The sequence below is a fragment of the Nocardiopsis ansamitocini genome (assembly GCF_030268225.1).
Taxonomy (GTDB): domain Bacteria; phylum Actinomycetota; class Actinomycetes; order Streptosporangiales; family Streptosporangiaceae; genus Nocardiopsis_D; species Nocardiopsis_D ansamitocini.
On the sequence record NZ_BSQG01000005.1, the window covers coordinates 276,771 to 291,455 of the forward strand.

At 69.0% G+C, this 14,685-nt stretch carries 16 protein-coding genes; 7 read left to right on the forward strand and 9 right to left on the reverse strand.

Features of this window, described 5'->3' with window-relative positions; all coding sequences use genetic code 11:
• Positions 1–66 precede the first annotated feature (66 nt).
• The 7 genes from QSJ59_RS16110 to QSJ59_RS16140 all read right to left on the reverse strand — a co-directional run bounded on the left by QSJ59_RS16110 (position 67) and on the right by QSJ59_RS16140 (position 7,564).
• On the reverse strand, positions 67–315 hold the full coding sequence (locus tag QSJ59_RS16110; protein WP_285760383.1) for a phosphopantetheine-binding protein: 249 nt from the start codon (positions 313–315) through the stop codon (positions 67–69).
• 26 nt (positions 316–341) lie between these two features.
• Complete coding sequence (locus QSJ59_RS16115) at positions 342–1,646, reverse strand: lysine N(6)-hydroxylase/L-ornithine N(5)-oxygenase family protein (protein WP_285760384.1); 1,305 nt, start codon at positions 1,644–1,646, stop codon at positions 342–344.
• Positions 1,647–1,686: 40 nt separating this feature from the next.
• Positions 1,687–2,349, reverse strand: coding sequence for an isochorismatase family protein (locus QSJ59_RS16120; protein WP_285760385.1), 663 nt, complete (start codon positions 2,347–2,349; stop codon positions 1,687–1,689).
• A gap of 36 nt (positions 2,350–2,385) precedes the next feature.
• A complete protein-coding gene (locus tag QSJ59_RS16125; protein ID WP_285760386.1) occupies positions 2,386–4,026 on the reverse strand; it encodes a (2,3-dihydroxybenzoyl)adenylate synthase in 1,641 nt (546 codons plus the stop codon).
• Positions 4,027–4,065: 39 nt separating this feature from the next.
• Positions 4,066–5,247, reverse strand: a complete 1,182-nt coding sequence (locus QSJ59_RS16130) for an isochorismate synthase (protein WP_285760387.1) — start codon at positions 5,245–5,247, stop codon at positions 4,066–4,068.
• Between the two features lie 115 nt (positions 5,248–5,362).
• Entirely contained in the window at positions 5,363–6,142 is a 780-nt protein-coding gene (locus QSJ59_RS16135; protein WP_285760388.1) for a 2,3-dihydro-2,3-dihydroxybenzoate dehydrogenase, read from the reverse strand.
• Between the two features lie 246 nt (positions 6,143–6,388).
• Positions 6,389–7,564 carry an AI-2E family transporter gene (locus QSJ59_RS16140; protein WP_285760389.1) on the reverse strand — a complete coding sequence of 392 codons (1,176 nt, stop codon included), beginning with the start codon at positions 7,562–7,564 and terminating at the stop codon, positions 6,389–6,391.
• Between the two features lie 175 nt (positions 7,565–7,739).
• Here QSJ59_RS16140 and rpmB point away from each other — a divergent pair, with 175 nt between their 5' ends.
• Positions 7,740–7,976, forward strand: coding sequence for a 50S ribosomal protein L28 (gene rpmB / locus QSJ59_RS16145; protein ID WP_285760390.1), 237 nt, complete (start codon positions 7,740–7,742; stop codon positions 7,974–7,976).
• A gap of 8 nt (positions 7,977–7,984) precedes the next feature.
• Positions 7,985–8,290 carry a 30S ribosomal protein S14 gene (gene rpsN / locus QSJ59_RS16150; RefSeq protein WP_285760391.1) on the forward strand — a complete coding sequence of 102 codons (306 nt, stop codon included), beginning with the start codon at positions 7,985–7,987 and terminating at the stop codon, positions 8,288–8,290.
• A gap of 63 nt (positions 8,291–8,353) precedes the next feature.
• Here the strand turns inward: rpsN and rpsR are convergent, their stop codons facing one another.
• Together rpsR and QSJ59_RS16160 are read right to left on the reverse strand one after the other, a co-directional pair.
• Entirely contained in the window at positions 8,354–8,608 is a 255-nt protein-coding gene (gene rpsR, locus QSJ59_RS16155; protein ID WP_285760392.1) for a 30S ribosomal protein S18, read from the reverse strand.
• A 56-nt stretch (positions 8,609–8,664) separates the two neighbouring features.
• Complete coding sequence (locus QSJ59_RS16160) at positions 8,665–9,846, reverse strand: CobW family GTP-binding protein (RefSeq protein ID WP_285760394.1); 1,182 nt, start codon at positions 9,844–9,846, stop codon at positions 8,665–8,667.
• A gap of 158 nt (positions 9,847–10,004) precedes the next feature.
• On the opposite strand from QSJ59_RS16160, the gene QSJ59_RS16165 reads away from it, so the two are divergent.
• The 5 genes from QSJ59_RS16165 (at position 10,005) to QSJ59_RS16185 (ending at position 14,651) form a co-directional block, all read left to right on the forward strand.
• On the forward strand, positions 10,005–10,436 hold the full coding sequence (locus QSJ59_RS16165; protein ID WP_285760395.1) for a subtilase-type protease inhibitor: 432 nt from the start codon (positions 10,005–10,007) through the stop codon (positions 10,434–10,436).
• A gap of 316 nt (positions 10,437–10,752) precedes the next feature.
• Entirely contained in the window at positions 10,753–12,039 is a 1,287-nt protein-coding gene (locus tag QSJ59_RS16170; RefSeq protein WP_285760396.1) for an extracellular solute-binding protein, read from the forward strand.
• Positions 12,040–12,043: 4 nt separating this feature from the next.
• On the forward strand, positions 12,044–12,994 hold the full coding sequence (locus QSJ59_RS16175; protein WP_285760397.1) for a carbohydrate ABC transporter permease: 951 nt from the start codon (positions 12,044–12,046) through the stop codon (positions 12,992–12,994).
• On the forward strand, positions 12,991–13,854 hold the full coding sequence (locus tag QSJ59_RS16180; protein WP_285760398.1) for a carbohydrate ABC transporter permease: 864 nt from the start codon (positions 12,991–12,993) through the stop codon (positions 13,852–13,854). Before QSJ59_RS16175 ends, QSJ59_RS16180 begins: the two co-directional genes overlap by 4 nt.
• A complete protein-coding gene (locus QSJ59_RS16185; protein WP_285760399.1) occupies positions 13,851–14,651 on the forward strand; it encodes an IclR family transcriptional regulator in 801 nt (266 codons plus the stop codon). The genes QSJ59_RS16180 and QSJ59_RS16185 overlap by 4 nt, the downstream gene beginning before the upstream one ends.
• The last annotated feature ends 34 nt before the right edge of the window (positions 14,652–14,685 follow it).

Here is a 14,685-nt window from a genome sequence, read left to right on the forward strand (position 1 = left end):
GGGCTCCTCGGTTGCGGGGTGGGACGAACGGCTGGCGGGGCCGCCGCGGTGGGTGGCGGCCGTTGCTCAGCTGCGGGACAACAGCGCCGACCAGGCGTCCAGGGTCGGCTCCTCGGCCAGGGTGATGAAGTCGGTCTCCACCCCTGCCGCACGCCAGGTCTCGACCAGGCTCATCAGCCGGATGGAATCCATGCCGTGGTCGAGGAGGTCCTCGTCGCCGGCGAGGCCGGCGCTGTCGGGTCCGAGGACCCGTTCGACGTCGGCGCGGACCTGTCGGGCGGTGAGTCCGGGGGTGGTGCCGGTCGGTTCGGACATGGTGCTCGCTCTCCTGGAGGGGGTGGTCAGCCGCGCGCGGAAGCGCCGCTTCTGGTCTGGATGGAGTCGAGGATCTCGGCAACTCTGGTGGCCACGTTGGACAACAGGGAGGAGGAGACCCCGTGGGTGTGCTCGGTACCGCCCTGGAGGTAGATACCGCAGGTGATGTCGTCGCTGGTGACCAGCCGGTAGTCCCGTTGGACGGCCGGTCGCCCCTCGGGTGTGGTGGCGCAGTGCGCGGCCAGGTCGCCCAGGAGGGGGCGGGGGTCGGCGGGGTGGTAGCCGGTGGCGTAGACGACGTAGTCCGCGATCAGAGGCGTCTGCTTGCCGGTGGGCAGGTGCTCGACGGTCAGGGTGACGTTGTCGGGCCCTTCGACGAGGCCCGCGACCCGCGAGGTGTTGTGCATCCGCAGGCGTTGGACGCCGTGGACCTTTTCGGCGTAGACCCGGCGGTAGAGCGTGTCGATGAGGTCGGGGTCGACCACCGAGTAGTTGGTGTTGCGGTGGTAGCCCATCAGTTCGGCCTTGACCTCGGTGGGGGCCTCGAAGAAGGCGTCCACGGCCTCGGGGTCGAAGATCCGGTTGGCAAAGGGGCTGTCGTCGGAGGGGCTGTAGCCGTAGCGGGAGAACACCGCGTTGACCTCGGCCGCGGGGAAACGCTGGTGCAGGTGGTCCACGACCTCGGCGGCGCTCTGGCCTGCACCCACGACCGCGAACGACCGAGGGGCGGCGTCCTCGGGCAGCGCGGCGAGTTCGTGCAGCAGGTACTCGTTGTGCCATACCCGCGTGGACGGGGTGACGCCCGTGGGCAGGCGGGGGGTCAGGCCGGGGCCGAAGACGACGTTTCGGGTCCGCAGCGTGCTCTCCCGGCCCGCCTGGTCCCGGGCGATGACGTCGAGGCAGGTGACCCTGCCCTCGGAGCGCACCGGCCGCAGGCCGGTCACCTCGTGGCCGTAACGGACCTGGCCGGCGACCCTGGCAGCTGCCCAGGCGAGGTAGTCGTGGAACTCGGCGCGCAGCGGGAACAGGGTCTTGTGGTTGATGAAGTCGTGCAGGCGGTCGGCCTGGTGCAAAAACGCCAGGAAACTGAAGTCGCTGGCGGGGTTGCGGGTGGTGACCAGGTCCTTGAGGAAGGAGACCTGCATGGTGGCGTCGTCCAGCAGCATTCCCCGATGCCATCCGAAGGCGGCCTGACGCTCCAGGAATACTCCGCTGAGCGATCGTTCCTGCGTGGCGCGCTCGTCCAGTGCGATGGCCAGGCCGAGGTTGGAGGGGCCGAACCCGACCCCGACCAGGTCGTGGACCACGGTCTCCTGCTCAAGCGTTGACATGTCGTTGCCCTTCACTAGTGGTGTGGCGCGAGTGGGCCGGTCAGGCTCTGGCCGGGGTGCTGGCCAGGTCGGCGCCCAGTGCGGTGCGTGCCTGGTCGGCGAGCACCGCGACGGCGCAACGGCGGGCCGCGTAGCCGACCGCGAATCGGTGGTCCTCTGCGGTGAAGTCCGCCATCGCATCGGCGACGAAGAACACCTGGATGTCGCGCATGAACGCGTCGGCAGCCGTCAACAGGCAGCCGATGTGGGCGTAGACGCCGGTCAGGATGATCTGGTCGCGTCCGGCCTGTTCCATGCGCTGGGCAAGGTCGGTCTGCACGAACGCGCTGTAGCGCCATTTGGTGAGCAGTACGTCCTGCGGCTCGCGGGCAAGACGCTCGTCGATGTCGGTGTGCTCGGCGACCGCCCTCATCCCGGCCCCCCAGAAGTGCTGCTCCAGCCCGCGCTCGCCCGCACTCATGCCGCCGGGTTTTGCGGTGTAGACGACCGGGACCCCGGCGGCGCGGCAGTCCGCGCTCAGCGCACGGATGTTGGCCAGGGCGCCGTGGAGCGGCTGGGCCTCGGGGTAGGGGCGCAGGAAGTAACGCTGCATGTCGTGCACGACGAGCAGTGCGCGCCGCGGGTCGAGGGTCCATCCGGCCCGGTTTTCGGGCAGGTCCCCCGCGCCGGGGAGCGGGTAGGGCTCGATCGTGGGCAGTGCCATCAGGTGGTCCAATCGCTGGGTGGAAACGAAGCGGTCTCAGGACTGGGCCTGGGCGGCGCGTAGACCGGCCGTGATCGCCCGGCGGAGTTCGCGCTTGGAGATCTTTCCGACGCCCGTGGCGGGGAAGCGCTCCACGAACTCGACGCGGTCGGGGATCTTGTAGGCGGCCAGCCCGCGTCCGCGCAGGAAGCGCAGCAGGACGCTCTTCGCAGGGGCCTGGGCGCGGGGAATGACGTAGGCGCACACTCGTTCGCCCAGGAAGGGGTCGGGCATCGCGACGACGGCCGCGTCGTGCACGTCGGGGTGGGCCAGGATGTGGTTCTCGATCTCCTCGGCCGCGACCTTCTCTCCCCCGCGGTTGATCTGGTCCTTGGCCCGGCCCTCGACGACGAGGGAGCCGGCGGGGTCGCGGCGCACGATATCGCCGGTGCGGTAGAAGCCGTCGGCGGTGAAGGCAGTGGCGTTGTGCGCGTCGGCCCGGTAGTAGCCGCGGATGGTGTAGGGCCCTCGGGTGAGCAGGTGGCCGGGGGTGCCGTCGGGCACCGGGCGGTCCTGGTCGTCGACGACCAGGATCTCGTCGTCGACGCTGATCGGTCGGCCCTGCGTCCCCGTCACCACGTCCTCCGCGTCGTCGAGTCGGGTGTAGTTGACCAGGCCCTCCGCCATGCCGAAGACCTGTTGGAGCGTGCAGCCCAGAAGCGGACGCACCCGCCGGGCGGCTTCCCGGCTGAATTTGGCCCCGCCGACCTGGAGTACCTGCAACGAGGAAAGGTCGCGGTCGGACTGGGCTCCGCTCTGGACGGCGTCCAGCCACAGCAGCGCGACCGGCGGAACGACGGCGGTGATGGTGACGCGTTCGGCCTCGATGAGCGCCAGCGCCGTGGCGGGGCTGGGATCGGGCGCCAGGACGATGGTGCCCCCGGTGTGCAGGACGCCCAGAAAACCGGGCGAACTCATGGGGAAGTTGTGGGTGAGGGGCAGAGCCCCCAGGTAGACGGTTTCGGGGCCCAGGCCGCAGATGTCGGCGCTGGCGCGCACCGAATACAGGTAGTCGTCGTGGGTGCGCGGAATGAGCTTGGGAAGCCCGGTGGTGCCACCCGAAAGCTGGAAGAACGCGACGTCACCGGGGTCCGCGTCGATGAACGCGACTGCGTCGGGCTCTGCTGCGCGCACGTCGTCCAGCGCGGTGAACGCGTCGGTGTCACCGGCGACGAGGACGTGGCGCAGCGCGGGACTGGTGTCGGCGATGCCGGCCGCCATGGCCGCGTAGTCGAATCCCCCGTGGCGTCCGGGCACCGCGAGCGCGACGGCTCCGGTGGCCGTGCACAGGTGCTCGATCTCGCTGCGGCGGTGCGCGGGCAGCGCGTACACCGGCAGTGCGCCCAGCCGAAACAGCGCGAAGACCAGTTCGATGAGTTCGGGGATGTTGGGGAGTTGCACGACGACCCGGTCGCCGCGGTCCAGTCCGAGCCGGGAGAGGCCGGTGGCCAGCCGGTCGACGCGGGCGTCGAGATCGGCGTAGGTCCAGCGGCGGCCGTCTCCGACGACTGCGGGGCGGTCGGCGAAACGTTCGGCGCGTTCGCGTAGGAACGCGCCGAGGGTCTCGCCCGTCCAGTACCCGGCGGCGCGGTACCGGGCGGCGTCCGCCTCGGGCCAGGGGGTGCATCCGGCGAGCATGGTCGAACCGGCCTTTCGTAGGGGCGTCGGGCGAGAGGGTCAGAGGGACTGGTTGATACCGAGGGCGAGCAGCAGGGTGCGCAGCTTGGCGGAGGTTTCCGCGAGCTCGGCCTCGGGGTCGGATTCGGGCACGATGCCGCCGCCGGCGAAGAGTTCGAGGTCGCGGCCCTCGGTGTCGGCGCAGCGGATGGTGACGACCCACTCGCCGTCTCCGGCGGCATCGGTGTAACCCACCGCTCCGGTGTAGAAGCCGCGGTCGAAGGGTTCGATGCCGGTGATGGCGCGATGCGCCGCGGCCGTCGGGGTGCCGCACACGGCGGGTGTCGGGTGCAGTGCCTTGACCAGGGTGTGGGAGGGCGTGGTCGGGTCGCGCAGTTCCCCGGAGACCCGCGTGGACAGGTGCCACATCGTGGCGGTCCCGATGAGTTCGGGCTCGGCTGGGACGTCCAGTCCTCGACAGTGGGGACGCAGCGCCTCGACGACCGCATCGACCACCACGGCGTGCTCGTAGCGGTCCTTGGCCGAGGTGAGCAGGGCGACTGCCCGCTGCTGGTCGAGGGTGGGATCGGCACTGCGCGGCGCCGATCCGGCCAAGGGGTTGGAGGTCACCGAACGGCCGCGTTTGGCCACGAGCAGTTCGGGACTGGCCCCGATCAGGGTGCGGGTCCCGGCTGCCCGTTCGGGCAGGTTCATGGCGAAGGTGAAACCGGAGCGGTCGCGCCGGGCCAGGTTGGCGAGGACCTGGGCGACGTCCACGGGCTCGCTGCCTCTCACCCTCAGGCAGCGGGCAAGGACGACCTTGCGCAGGCCCTCGCCGGAGGCGCCGGCCAGCAGTTTGAGGGCCTGCTCCACTGCGGCCACGTGTTCGGCGGGCGGGGGCACGGGGGTGATGCTCCAGGTCCCCGCGAGCGGGCGGCGCGCAACGGGTGCGGCGGCGTGGGCGGCCAACGGAGGCGCCCAGCACACGGTGCTCGGGACAACGAGGTGGGCGGGTTCGGCCGGGTCGAAAGGCAGCGCACCCATGGCGATCGGCGGTTGGGAGTCGTCGGTGTCGATGCCGCTGAGAACGGTGGGGAGGTCGTCGATCCTGGTCGCGGTGGCGAGGACTCCCTCCCCGCGGACCGCACGCGCGGCCGAGGAGAAGAAGGAATCGCCGGGCCGGTAGTGGTCGAGAAGGTCGCCGGCCGTAGAGGCGCTGGTGACGACACGCTGTTGGGGCACCGATTGGCCTTTCTGTGTCGGGACATGCCGGGCACCGCCGTAAGGGTGGTGGTGGGCCGGGCAGCCTGGTCCCCGCTGTGCAGCGGGGTGCTGGAGGGTCGCGTGGTGCGCGGGGTCAGCGCAGGGCGGCTCCGCCGTCGACGTAGAGGTCGTGCATGGTGATGTGTCGGGCTGCGTCGGAGGCCAGGAAGCAGACGGCCGCGGCGATGTCGCCCGGGTCGGCGATCCTGCCCAACGGGATGCCGACCTTGTAGGAGGCGGGGTCGCCGGCGACGACGTCGGGGGTGCCCGTGGCGCCGTTCATGCCGTGCAGCATCGGGGTGTCGGTCGATCCGGGGGAGACCACGTTGCAGCGGATCCCGTGTGGGGCCAGCTCCAGGCCCAGCGATTTGGTGAAGGCGACCGCTGCGGCTTTGGACGCGGCGTAGGCGGCCATGTTCGCGCGGGGCACGCCCGCGGCGTTGGAGGCGACGGTGATGATCTGTCCCCTGCGGCGCGGCCGCATCAACCGGGCCGCTGCCCTGGAAACGGTGAAGACGCCGGTCGCGTTGACGGCGAGCATCGCGGCCCAGTCGGCGTCGGTGCACTCGGTGACCGGACCGGTGCGCAGGATCCCGGCGACGTTGACGGCCAGGTCGACGGCGCCGAGGTCGCGTTCGATGCGCTCCAGGAGGGAGTCGACCTGCCGAGGATCGGTGACGTCGGCGGGGTAGGCGCAGATGGTGGCCTCGGCGCCGGTCCGGTCGGCACCGGACGCCTCGATCCGGTGGGGATCGATGTCGACCGCGGCAACGGTGGCACCCTCGTCGGCGAGTGCTGCGGCGACCGCTCTGCCGATCCCCTGCCCCGCACCGGTGACCAGGGCGATCGACCCATCGATCCCGTTCCGGCCCACATCTCCCCCTATGGTTTTTGCGCAGCATTTTGCACAGCCTTGCCTTACTAAGGCAATGCTTACCTAAGCAACTGTGTGCAAGTGTCGATTGACGGAGCGCGCGGTGTCAAGACGAGAAAGGTTCGCAAAAGTGACGATCAGCCATAAAAAGTGCACAGGACAGTGTCTGAGAAATCACGTTTGAAACCACCGTGCAACATGCTCGTCACACGGGCGGTCGTCGACAGCGGGCCGGGAAAACCCTGTTCAGCGCTCTTCCAGGCGGGGAAAAACCACTTTCTTGAGCAACAGGGTGACCGCGGCGGCGGTGGGGATCGCGATCAGTGCGCCCACCAGACCGAGCAGCGCACCGCCCAGCAACGCGGCGGTGATGGTCACGGTGGGCGCGACGTCCACCGAGCGCTGCATCACCCGGGGCGCGATCACATAACTCTCGATCTGTTGGTACACCAGGAAAAAGGCCAGGGTGAGCAACCCGAGCCGCAGGTCGCCGATCCCCACCACGAGCGAGGCCGCCAGCGCGCCGAGGGTGGTGCCGATCAGCGGGATGAGCGCGGTGACTCCGACGACGAGGGCCAGGGTGAGTGCGTAGTCGGAGCCGATGAGCATCAAGAAGACGAAGGCGACCAGCCCACTGATCAGCGCGATCAGCAGCTGTCCGCCGATGTAGCTGCCGATGCGCTCCAGGATCTCGTCCCCCAGTTCGCGCACCCTTTCGCGGCGCGACCGCGGCACCAACCGGTAGGCGACCTCGGTGATGCCGGGGAGCGAGGACATGAAGAACAGCGTCAGGATGAGCACGGTGAAGGTGGCCACCAGCGAGTTGACCACTACCTGGCCGACCCCGACGAGCCCGCCGAAGAGCTGCTGCCCGAAGTCGGGACTGACGACCGCCTTCTGGAGATGACTGAGGATCTTGAATCGCTCGTCGAGGTCGGCGACGAACTTGTTGTCCTGTAGCTCCTGGATGTAGCGGGGCGCGTCCGCAGCGATACCGGCGACCTGCTGGGTGAGCGGCGGGACGATCGCCCAGACGAATCCGCCGGCCAGGACCACCAGACCCACGCACACAGCCACGATCGCCGCCCAGCGCGGGAGCAGACGACGCCTCAAAAATTCGATCATCGGATTGAGGCCGACCGCCAGGAAGAGCGCGACCAGAATGTAGATGAGGATGGCGCGCGCCTGGACCAGCGCTTGAGCGAGCAGCCACGCCGTCAGCACGCCCAGCGCACCGGTGAAGCCGATGGCGAAGTAATTGTTGCGGCGCCGGGGTTCGGGACGGTCGGCGGGGCCGGGCGGCCCGACGGGTGCGACCGGACCACCGGGGGCGGCCGGGCGCCCCGCAGTACTTCCACCGACGGCGGCCGGGGGCACGGAAGGCGTGGCTCCCACGGTCTCTTGTCCGCTGTCCGCCGCCATGAGCCGCCCTCTCCAGCACCGGGATCGACTCACAACCTAACCGAGCCGGCCCCCGACCCGCCGGAAGGCCGAGCGGCGATTCTTCTCGGAGTCGCCCCTCTTCCAATTATGAAAATGGTTTTCATTTTAGTAAGCTGGGGCTTCCCACCCCCGTTCCCCCGAGAGGAGCAATCCGATGTCCCAGGTCTGCCAGGTGACGGGCAAAGCGCCCGCGTTCGGCAACAACGTCTCCCACTCGAACCGGCGCACCAAGCGCCGTTTCGACCCGAACATCCAGGTCAAGCGGTACTGGCTACCCAGCGAACAGCGCTACATCCGGCTGCGCCTGAGCACCAAGGGCATTCGTGTCATCGACGCACAAGGCATCGAACGCGTGGTGGCGGGCATGCGCGCCCGTGGCACAAAGATCTAGGAGCCACCGTGGCGAAGAAAAGCACGATCGCCCGCAACGACCGGCGCTCCCTCGTCGTGGCGCGCCATGCCGGGCGTCGCGCCGAACTGAAGCGGATCATCAAGGCCCCCGACACCGATCCGCGGACACGGGCCGAAGCCGTTCTGGCACTGGGCCGCCAACCGCGCGACGCCAGCACGACCCGACTGCGCAACCGCGACTCCGTAGACGGCCGCCCGCGCGGGCACCTGCGCAGATTCGGGCTGTCGCGCATCCGCTTCCGCGAGATGGCCCATCGCGGCGAGCTGCCCGGAGTCACCAAGTCCAGCTGGTAGTGCCCTTTGACAGCGCCGGATCTCCGGATGACCCACCACGATCGCGGCGGGCCATCCGGCTTCTCAGCGACGGGCAGCAGACGTACCGTCGGTATTGGGATAGGGCAGCAGGGCCATCTCACGGGCGTTCTTGACCGCTGCCGCTAGCAGCCGCTGCTGGCAGGCGGTCAGCCGGGTGACCCTGCGACTGCGGATCTTGCCGCGGTCGGAGATGAACGTACGCAGCAGGGCGACGTCCTTGTAGTCGATGGAGGTCACACCGTGCAGCGGATTGGCGAAACGGTGCGGTGCGCGCTGGGGACGTGGACGGGGAGTCATACGGCCTTCTCTTTCCTCTTTGCAGGTCACGGGAGAATCGGTCCGGAGCACGGTTCTCAGGAGACCGCGTCGAGTACTTCGGCGAAGGGGTCCTCGGCAGCGGGCCACTCGCGCGCCGCCTCCTCCAGCTCGGCCTCGGTGAGCAAGCAGGAGTCCAACAGCTCGACCAGCCGCCCGGCATCCAGACCGATCCCGGTGAAGGACAGGCACTGGCAGCGGTCCCCGGCGGTGGGATGCCAGTCCAGCCGCGCGGCGATACGACGCTGCTCGGGTACCAGGTCCCAGGCGGCGTCGGGCAGCGCCGCCAACCACGGGCCGGCGGTCTCCATGGCCAGCGAGGTCCCGCTCGCATCCCAGACCAGCAGCGTGTCGGGACGACTGGCCAGCCAGAACCGCCCCCGACTGCGCAACCCCGCACCCACCACGTCGTCGAGCGCGGCGTGCAGCCTGCCGGGGTGCAAAGGACGCGAACGCCGCCAGGTGACGGTACGCACCTGACCCGTCTCGCAGAAGTCCAGGGGCTGGACGCATGCCGGGTCCAACCGTGCAGCAGCGGCGACGGCGTCGAAGCGACCGCCCGCGAGCGCGGCGAGCCGGCCCCGGTCGGGGGCGATGATCGCTGCGGCGGGGTTGAGCTGGCTGAGCACTGCCGTGCACTGCTCGGTCAGTTCCGGAGCGCGCTCGCCTCCGTGCAGTACCAACGCGGTGGGGTATTCCACCTGCCGGCTGAGCACCTCGGCGACCGTACGGTCGTCCTGGAGAGCGATGTCCAGACCGCGATCGCACATGTCGTCGCCGGAGGTCAGATCGGCGACCAACAGTTCGGCGTCCACGACGGTGACCGCGGCTTCCACCGTCAACCAGTCGGCGATGGGGCTCCGGTTGACCTCGGCCATCGTCAACGCCTCGACGATGGCGCGGGGCTCGACACCGTCCCACGCCTCCACGACATAGAGAGCGGCCTCCCCCTGCGCCGCGAGCTTCAGGAGGAGGGGGACGAGGTCCTCGCGCAGAGTGCAGGAGACGCAGGCGTGCACCAGGTCGACGCGCTGACGGTCGCGCTCGCCCCAACGGTCGCGCACCACCCGGTGGACGACCCCCTCCGTGATACCGGTGAGATCGTGGTGCACCGCAACTGCGTCGGGCATCCCGTACAGGAACTCGTCCACCGCGTACGAGCGCGCCGCGCGGTGCAACCCCGCGACGACAACCACTCGGGCGGCCGTGGCCTGTGGCATCAGGACCTTCACTCCCCTTCGATTGAAAACGATTATCATTATCTTACTGGACATCTACCCCCTCCGCGCAATGGGGCGGATTTCCAAAAAAGCGTGCGCGCTACTTTAAGTGACTGTTAAATAACACTTAGTTGTCCTTGCCGGTAGGGCGACCCATCATGACTCCGGGAGAGCTCGTGCGCACGTTTTTGACCATCGCGACCGCCCTGACCGCCACCGCAGCAGCCCTGGTGACGGCATCCCCCGCGGCAGCCGCCGAGCCAGCTCTGCGATCGGCACTGGTGCTGACCACGGCAAAGGGCTCCCAGGCCGCCGACGGCCCCTTGACCGACCACCGCCGGGTGACTCTGGCCTGCCACCCCGCCGCAGTCGGCAGCCACCCCAATTCCCGGGGGGCGTGTGCGGCGCTCAAGGCGACCAACGGTGACTTCGAGTCGCTGCCGCATCGTGGGGGCTTCTGCACCATGCAGTACGAGCCGGTGACCGTCACCGCCCGCGGTTACTGGCTGGGTCAAGAAGTGAACTACGGCAGGGAGTTCGGCAACCCCTGCATGGCCGCCCAGGCGGCCGCCGGGGTCTTCGCCTTCTAAAACCACACCCGGGCGCGGACGCGGGGCGCGAGAACGTTCTCGCGCCCCGCGTCATGTCACGCCCAGGCCCGGATCTGGTCGCAAGACGGCCACGACACCTTGCGTAACCCCAGCTCCAGGAATCGAAATCCATCTGAGCACTGCATAGGTACTCAGCGATTGTGCAATGCACAACTTTGCGCGCGGGCTCTTCAAAGACTCGTCGACGGATCTATAGCTTGCCGAGCTAGAGAAAGACAGGCCGCCTCCGGGCCCCATCCCGGCCACGGCCCGTTCTCGCCACCGTCACGAACGATCCCCGCGCCAAGGAGCTTCGATGCGACTGATCCGCACCCTGGGAGTGGCCTGCACGGCCGCACTACTGGCTTCGTGCGCCCCCGCACAGTCGACCAACTCCGCCTCCGACGCCGACCTCGACACCGGTACCCTGCGCGTCTGGTTGTTCTCCGAAGTCAACCAAGGCCCCAAAGAGGAAGTCGTGGACGAGGCGATCGCGGCCTTCGAGGCAGCCCACGACGACGTCACCGTAGACGTGCAGTACATCCCGGTGGACACCCGCGCCGAGCGGTTCCGCGCGGCCTTCAACGATCCCGCCAGTGCCCCCGATGTCGCGGAGTTCGGCAACACCGACCTCGCGGGGTACGTGGAGGCAGGCGGCTTCGCCGACATCAGCGCCGACATCGACGCCTGGGACGAGGCCGCCGACATCGATGCCGAACTCGCCCGGACGACCCAGGTCGACGGCAGCACCTACGGTGTCCCTTGGTACGTGGGCATCCGCGCCCTCTTCTACCGGACCGACGTCTTCGCCGACCACGACCTGGACGTGCCCGCGACGCTGGGCGAGCTCGCCACGACCGCGCGCACGATCCGTGCGAAGGAGCCCGACCTGCTCGGCATCTCCACCGGCGGCGCCTACACCTACGGTTTCATGCCCTTCATCTGGGCGCACGGCGGTGACATCGCCATCCCCTCCGGCGGTTCCTTCACCTCCGCCATCGACTCGGCCGAGTCCCGCGCCGGTGTCGAACAGTACGCCGAGCTGCTCTCCGACGACATCTGCCCGCCCCAGACCTGTTCGGAGATGGGCGGCAACGACAGCGTCCAGAACTTCGTCGCGGGCAAAGCCGGAATGACCATCGGCGGCAACTTCAGCCTCAACGCCGTCCAGGAGAGCGCGATCGGTGAGGACTTCGCCGTCGTCCCGCTGCCCGGGGTGGAGGAGGGCTCGGTGGCCCCCGCGTTCGCCGGCGGCAACAACCTGGGGATCCTGGCAGGGACCGAACGCCGCACCCTCGCCCTGGAATTCACCCAGTTGCTGGGCGGCAAGGAGTACCAGCGCAAGATGTTCGACGCCATGGGCAACCTGCCGGCGTTCACCGACGTCCAAGCCGACATCACCGCGGAACACCCCGAGATGGACCCGTTCGTCACCACCCTGGATGCGGGCACCCGGTTCGTACCGGCCACCGGCGCCTGGGCCACGATCGACGCCCAGACCGTGCTGCCCTCGATGATGCAGCAGATCGCCGGCGACCGCGCGTCGGTCGACGAGGCCACCGACGATGCGGCCGGCCAGATGAACGACGCGTTCGGTCAGTGAACCGATGACAACACCCGTTCTGCCCGTGCGGCAGGCCGGGGGCCGCAAAGCCCCCGGCCGCCGACGCGGCGGCCACGAACCATGGGTCTATCTCGCGCCCGCGCTGGTGATCCTCGCCGTCATGCTGGTCTACCCCCTGTACCAGCTCGGCCTCGTCTCGCTGTTCGACTACCGCCAGGCACAGGTCAGCGGAACCGAGCCGCTGCGTTTCATCGGGCTGGACAACTACACGGCCCTACTGGGCAGCGAGCGGTTCTGGACGGTTCTCGCCAACACGACGGTCTTCGCCGGGGCCTGTGTCCTGGGCACGCTGCTGGTCGGCGGTTCCCTGGCGGTGCTGGCCACGCGGCTGCGTCCCTGGGTGCGCACCGCACTGTTCCTGACAGCGCTGGCTGCCTGGGCGACCCCCGCGGTGACCGGGAGTGCGGTGTGGCTGTTCCTCTTCGATCCCACCCTGGGGCTGGTCAACCAGACCTTGGCGGGGATCGGGTTCGACGGGTTCGCCGGACATTCCTGGACCTACGACAAGTGGTCGGCCTTCGGCCTGGTCGGCGCGCAGGTGGTGTGGTGCTCGTTCCCCTTCGTCATGGTGACGCTGTACGCGGGGATCCAGTCGATTCCCGAGGAGATCGTGGAGGCAGCCAGGCTGGACGGCGCCACAACCCCCCGCATCGCCTGGAGCATCATGCTGCCGATGCTGCGCCCGGTGATGATGATCGTGACGATCCAGTCGATCATCTGGGACTTCAAGATCTTCACGCAGATCTACATCATGACCAACGGCGGTGGTGTCTCGGGCCAGAACCTGGTCCTCAACGTCTACGGCTACCAGCAGGCGTTCGCCGCCAGCGAGTACGGGCTCGGCTCGGCCATCGGCGTGGTCACCACCCTGCTGCTCCTGGCCATCACACTGGTCTACCTGCGCGTCCTGCGCCGCAACGGGGAGGTCTTGTGAGTACTTCGACCACCGGTCGCACCCGACGGCGGTTCCCGCTGGCCGACCTGGCAGCACTGGCGGTGGCAGCGGTCGTTGCGTTCCCGCTGTACTGGATGCTGCTGTCGGCGCTGCGACCACGCACCGAACTGGAGGCCGGAGACGCCACCCCGTTCACCCTCGCCCCCACCCTGGAGTCGTTTCGCCGGGTGATCCTGGTGGACGGATTCGGCCAGTACCTGTTCAACAGCCTGTTGATCGCCGCCGCGGTGGTGGTGCTGTCCACGGTGTGCGCGTTCCTCGCCGCTGTCGCCCTGACCCGCTACCGGTTCCGCAGCCGCACGACCCTGCTGGTCATGGTGCTGGTCGCCCAGATGGTTCCGGTGGAGGCACTGACCATCCCGCTGTTCTTCCTCATGCGCAACATCGGCGGAACCGTTCCGGCGCTCGGCCTCAACCATCTCGGTTCCCTCGTCCTGGTGCACCTCGCCTTCTCGATCCCCTTCGCGATCTGGATGCTGCGAGGGTTCGTCGCGGCGGTCCCGCGCGAAGTGGAAGAGGCCGCCCGGCTGGACGGGGCCGGCAGCTTCACCTTCGTGCGACGCATCCTGTTCCCGCTCGTGGCGCCGGGGGTGGTCGCGTGCAGCATCTTCTCCTTCATCGCCACTTGGAACGACTTCCTCTTCGCCAGGACTTTCATCATCTCGGCGCAGGAGAACCAGACGCTGCCCATCGCGCTCCTGACCTTCTTCAAACCCGACGAGAACGACTGGGGTGGCATCATGGCGGGATCGGTGCTGATGACCATCCCCGTCCTGGTGTTCTTCATCCTGGTCCAGCGCCACCTCGTCTCCGGGCTGGGAGGGGCGGTGAAGGGATGACGGCCGACACCCCGGGGACGCGGCCCGCACGCAACTCCTCGGCGTCGCTGCGCCGCGCACTGGCCATCCTGGAACAGGTGCGTTTCCAGCCGGCAGGCAGTCGAGGGGTGAGCCTCACCCACCTGGCCGAGGCCCTGGAACTGAACAAAAGCACCGTCCTGCGGCTGGCCACCCCGCTCCTGGAGGCCCGGCTGCTGACCCGGGACCGCGAGACCGGCCGGTTCCGCCTGGGCGCCGCCGCGCTCTCACTCGGACAGGCCTACCTCGACCAGCTGGACCTGCGCTCGGTGGCGTCCAAGCACCTGCGGGAGCTGATGCGGCGCACCGGGCACACCTGCCACCTGGTGGTGCTGGAGGGACTGGACGTCGTCTACGCGGACAAGGTCGAGGACACCGCCACGGTGCGCATGGCCTCACGGATCGGGGCGCGCATGCCCGCCTACCGCACCGCGGTGGGCAAGGCCATCCTGTCCCACGGTCCGCCCGACCTGGTCGACGACGTGGTCGCCGCAGGGCTGCCCCCGGTGACGGGGAAGACCATCACCGATCCCGATGCCTTCCGGCGCGAACTGGTGCGCGTGCGCGAACGCGGTTACGCCATCGACGACCGGGAGAACGAGCCGGAGGTCCGGTGCGTGGCCGCCGCGGTGTTCGACCACAACGACGAGGCCACCGCCGCGATCAGCGTCTCCTCCCTGGCCAGCCGGCTCACCGCCGCCCAGGTCCGCGAGCTGGGGCCCGATGTGGTCGGCACGGCCGCACGCATATCCGGTGAGCTGGGCGCCCGCCGGATCTGACCCGCCCTCGCGTACTCGCCCCTCGACGTGGGGC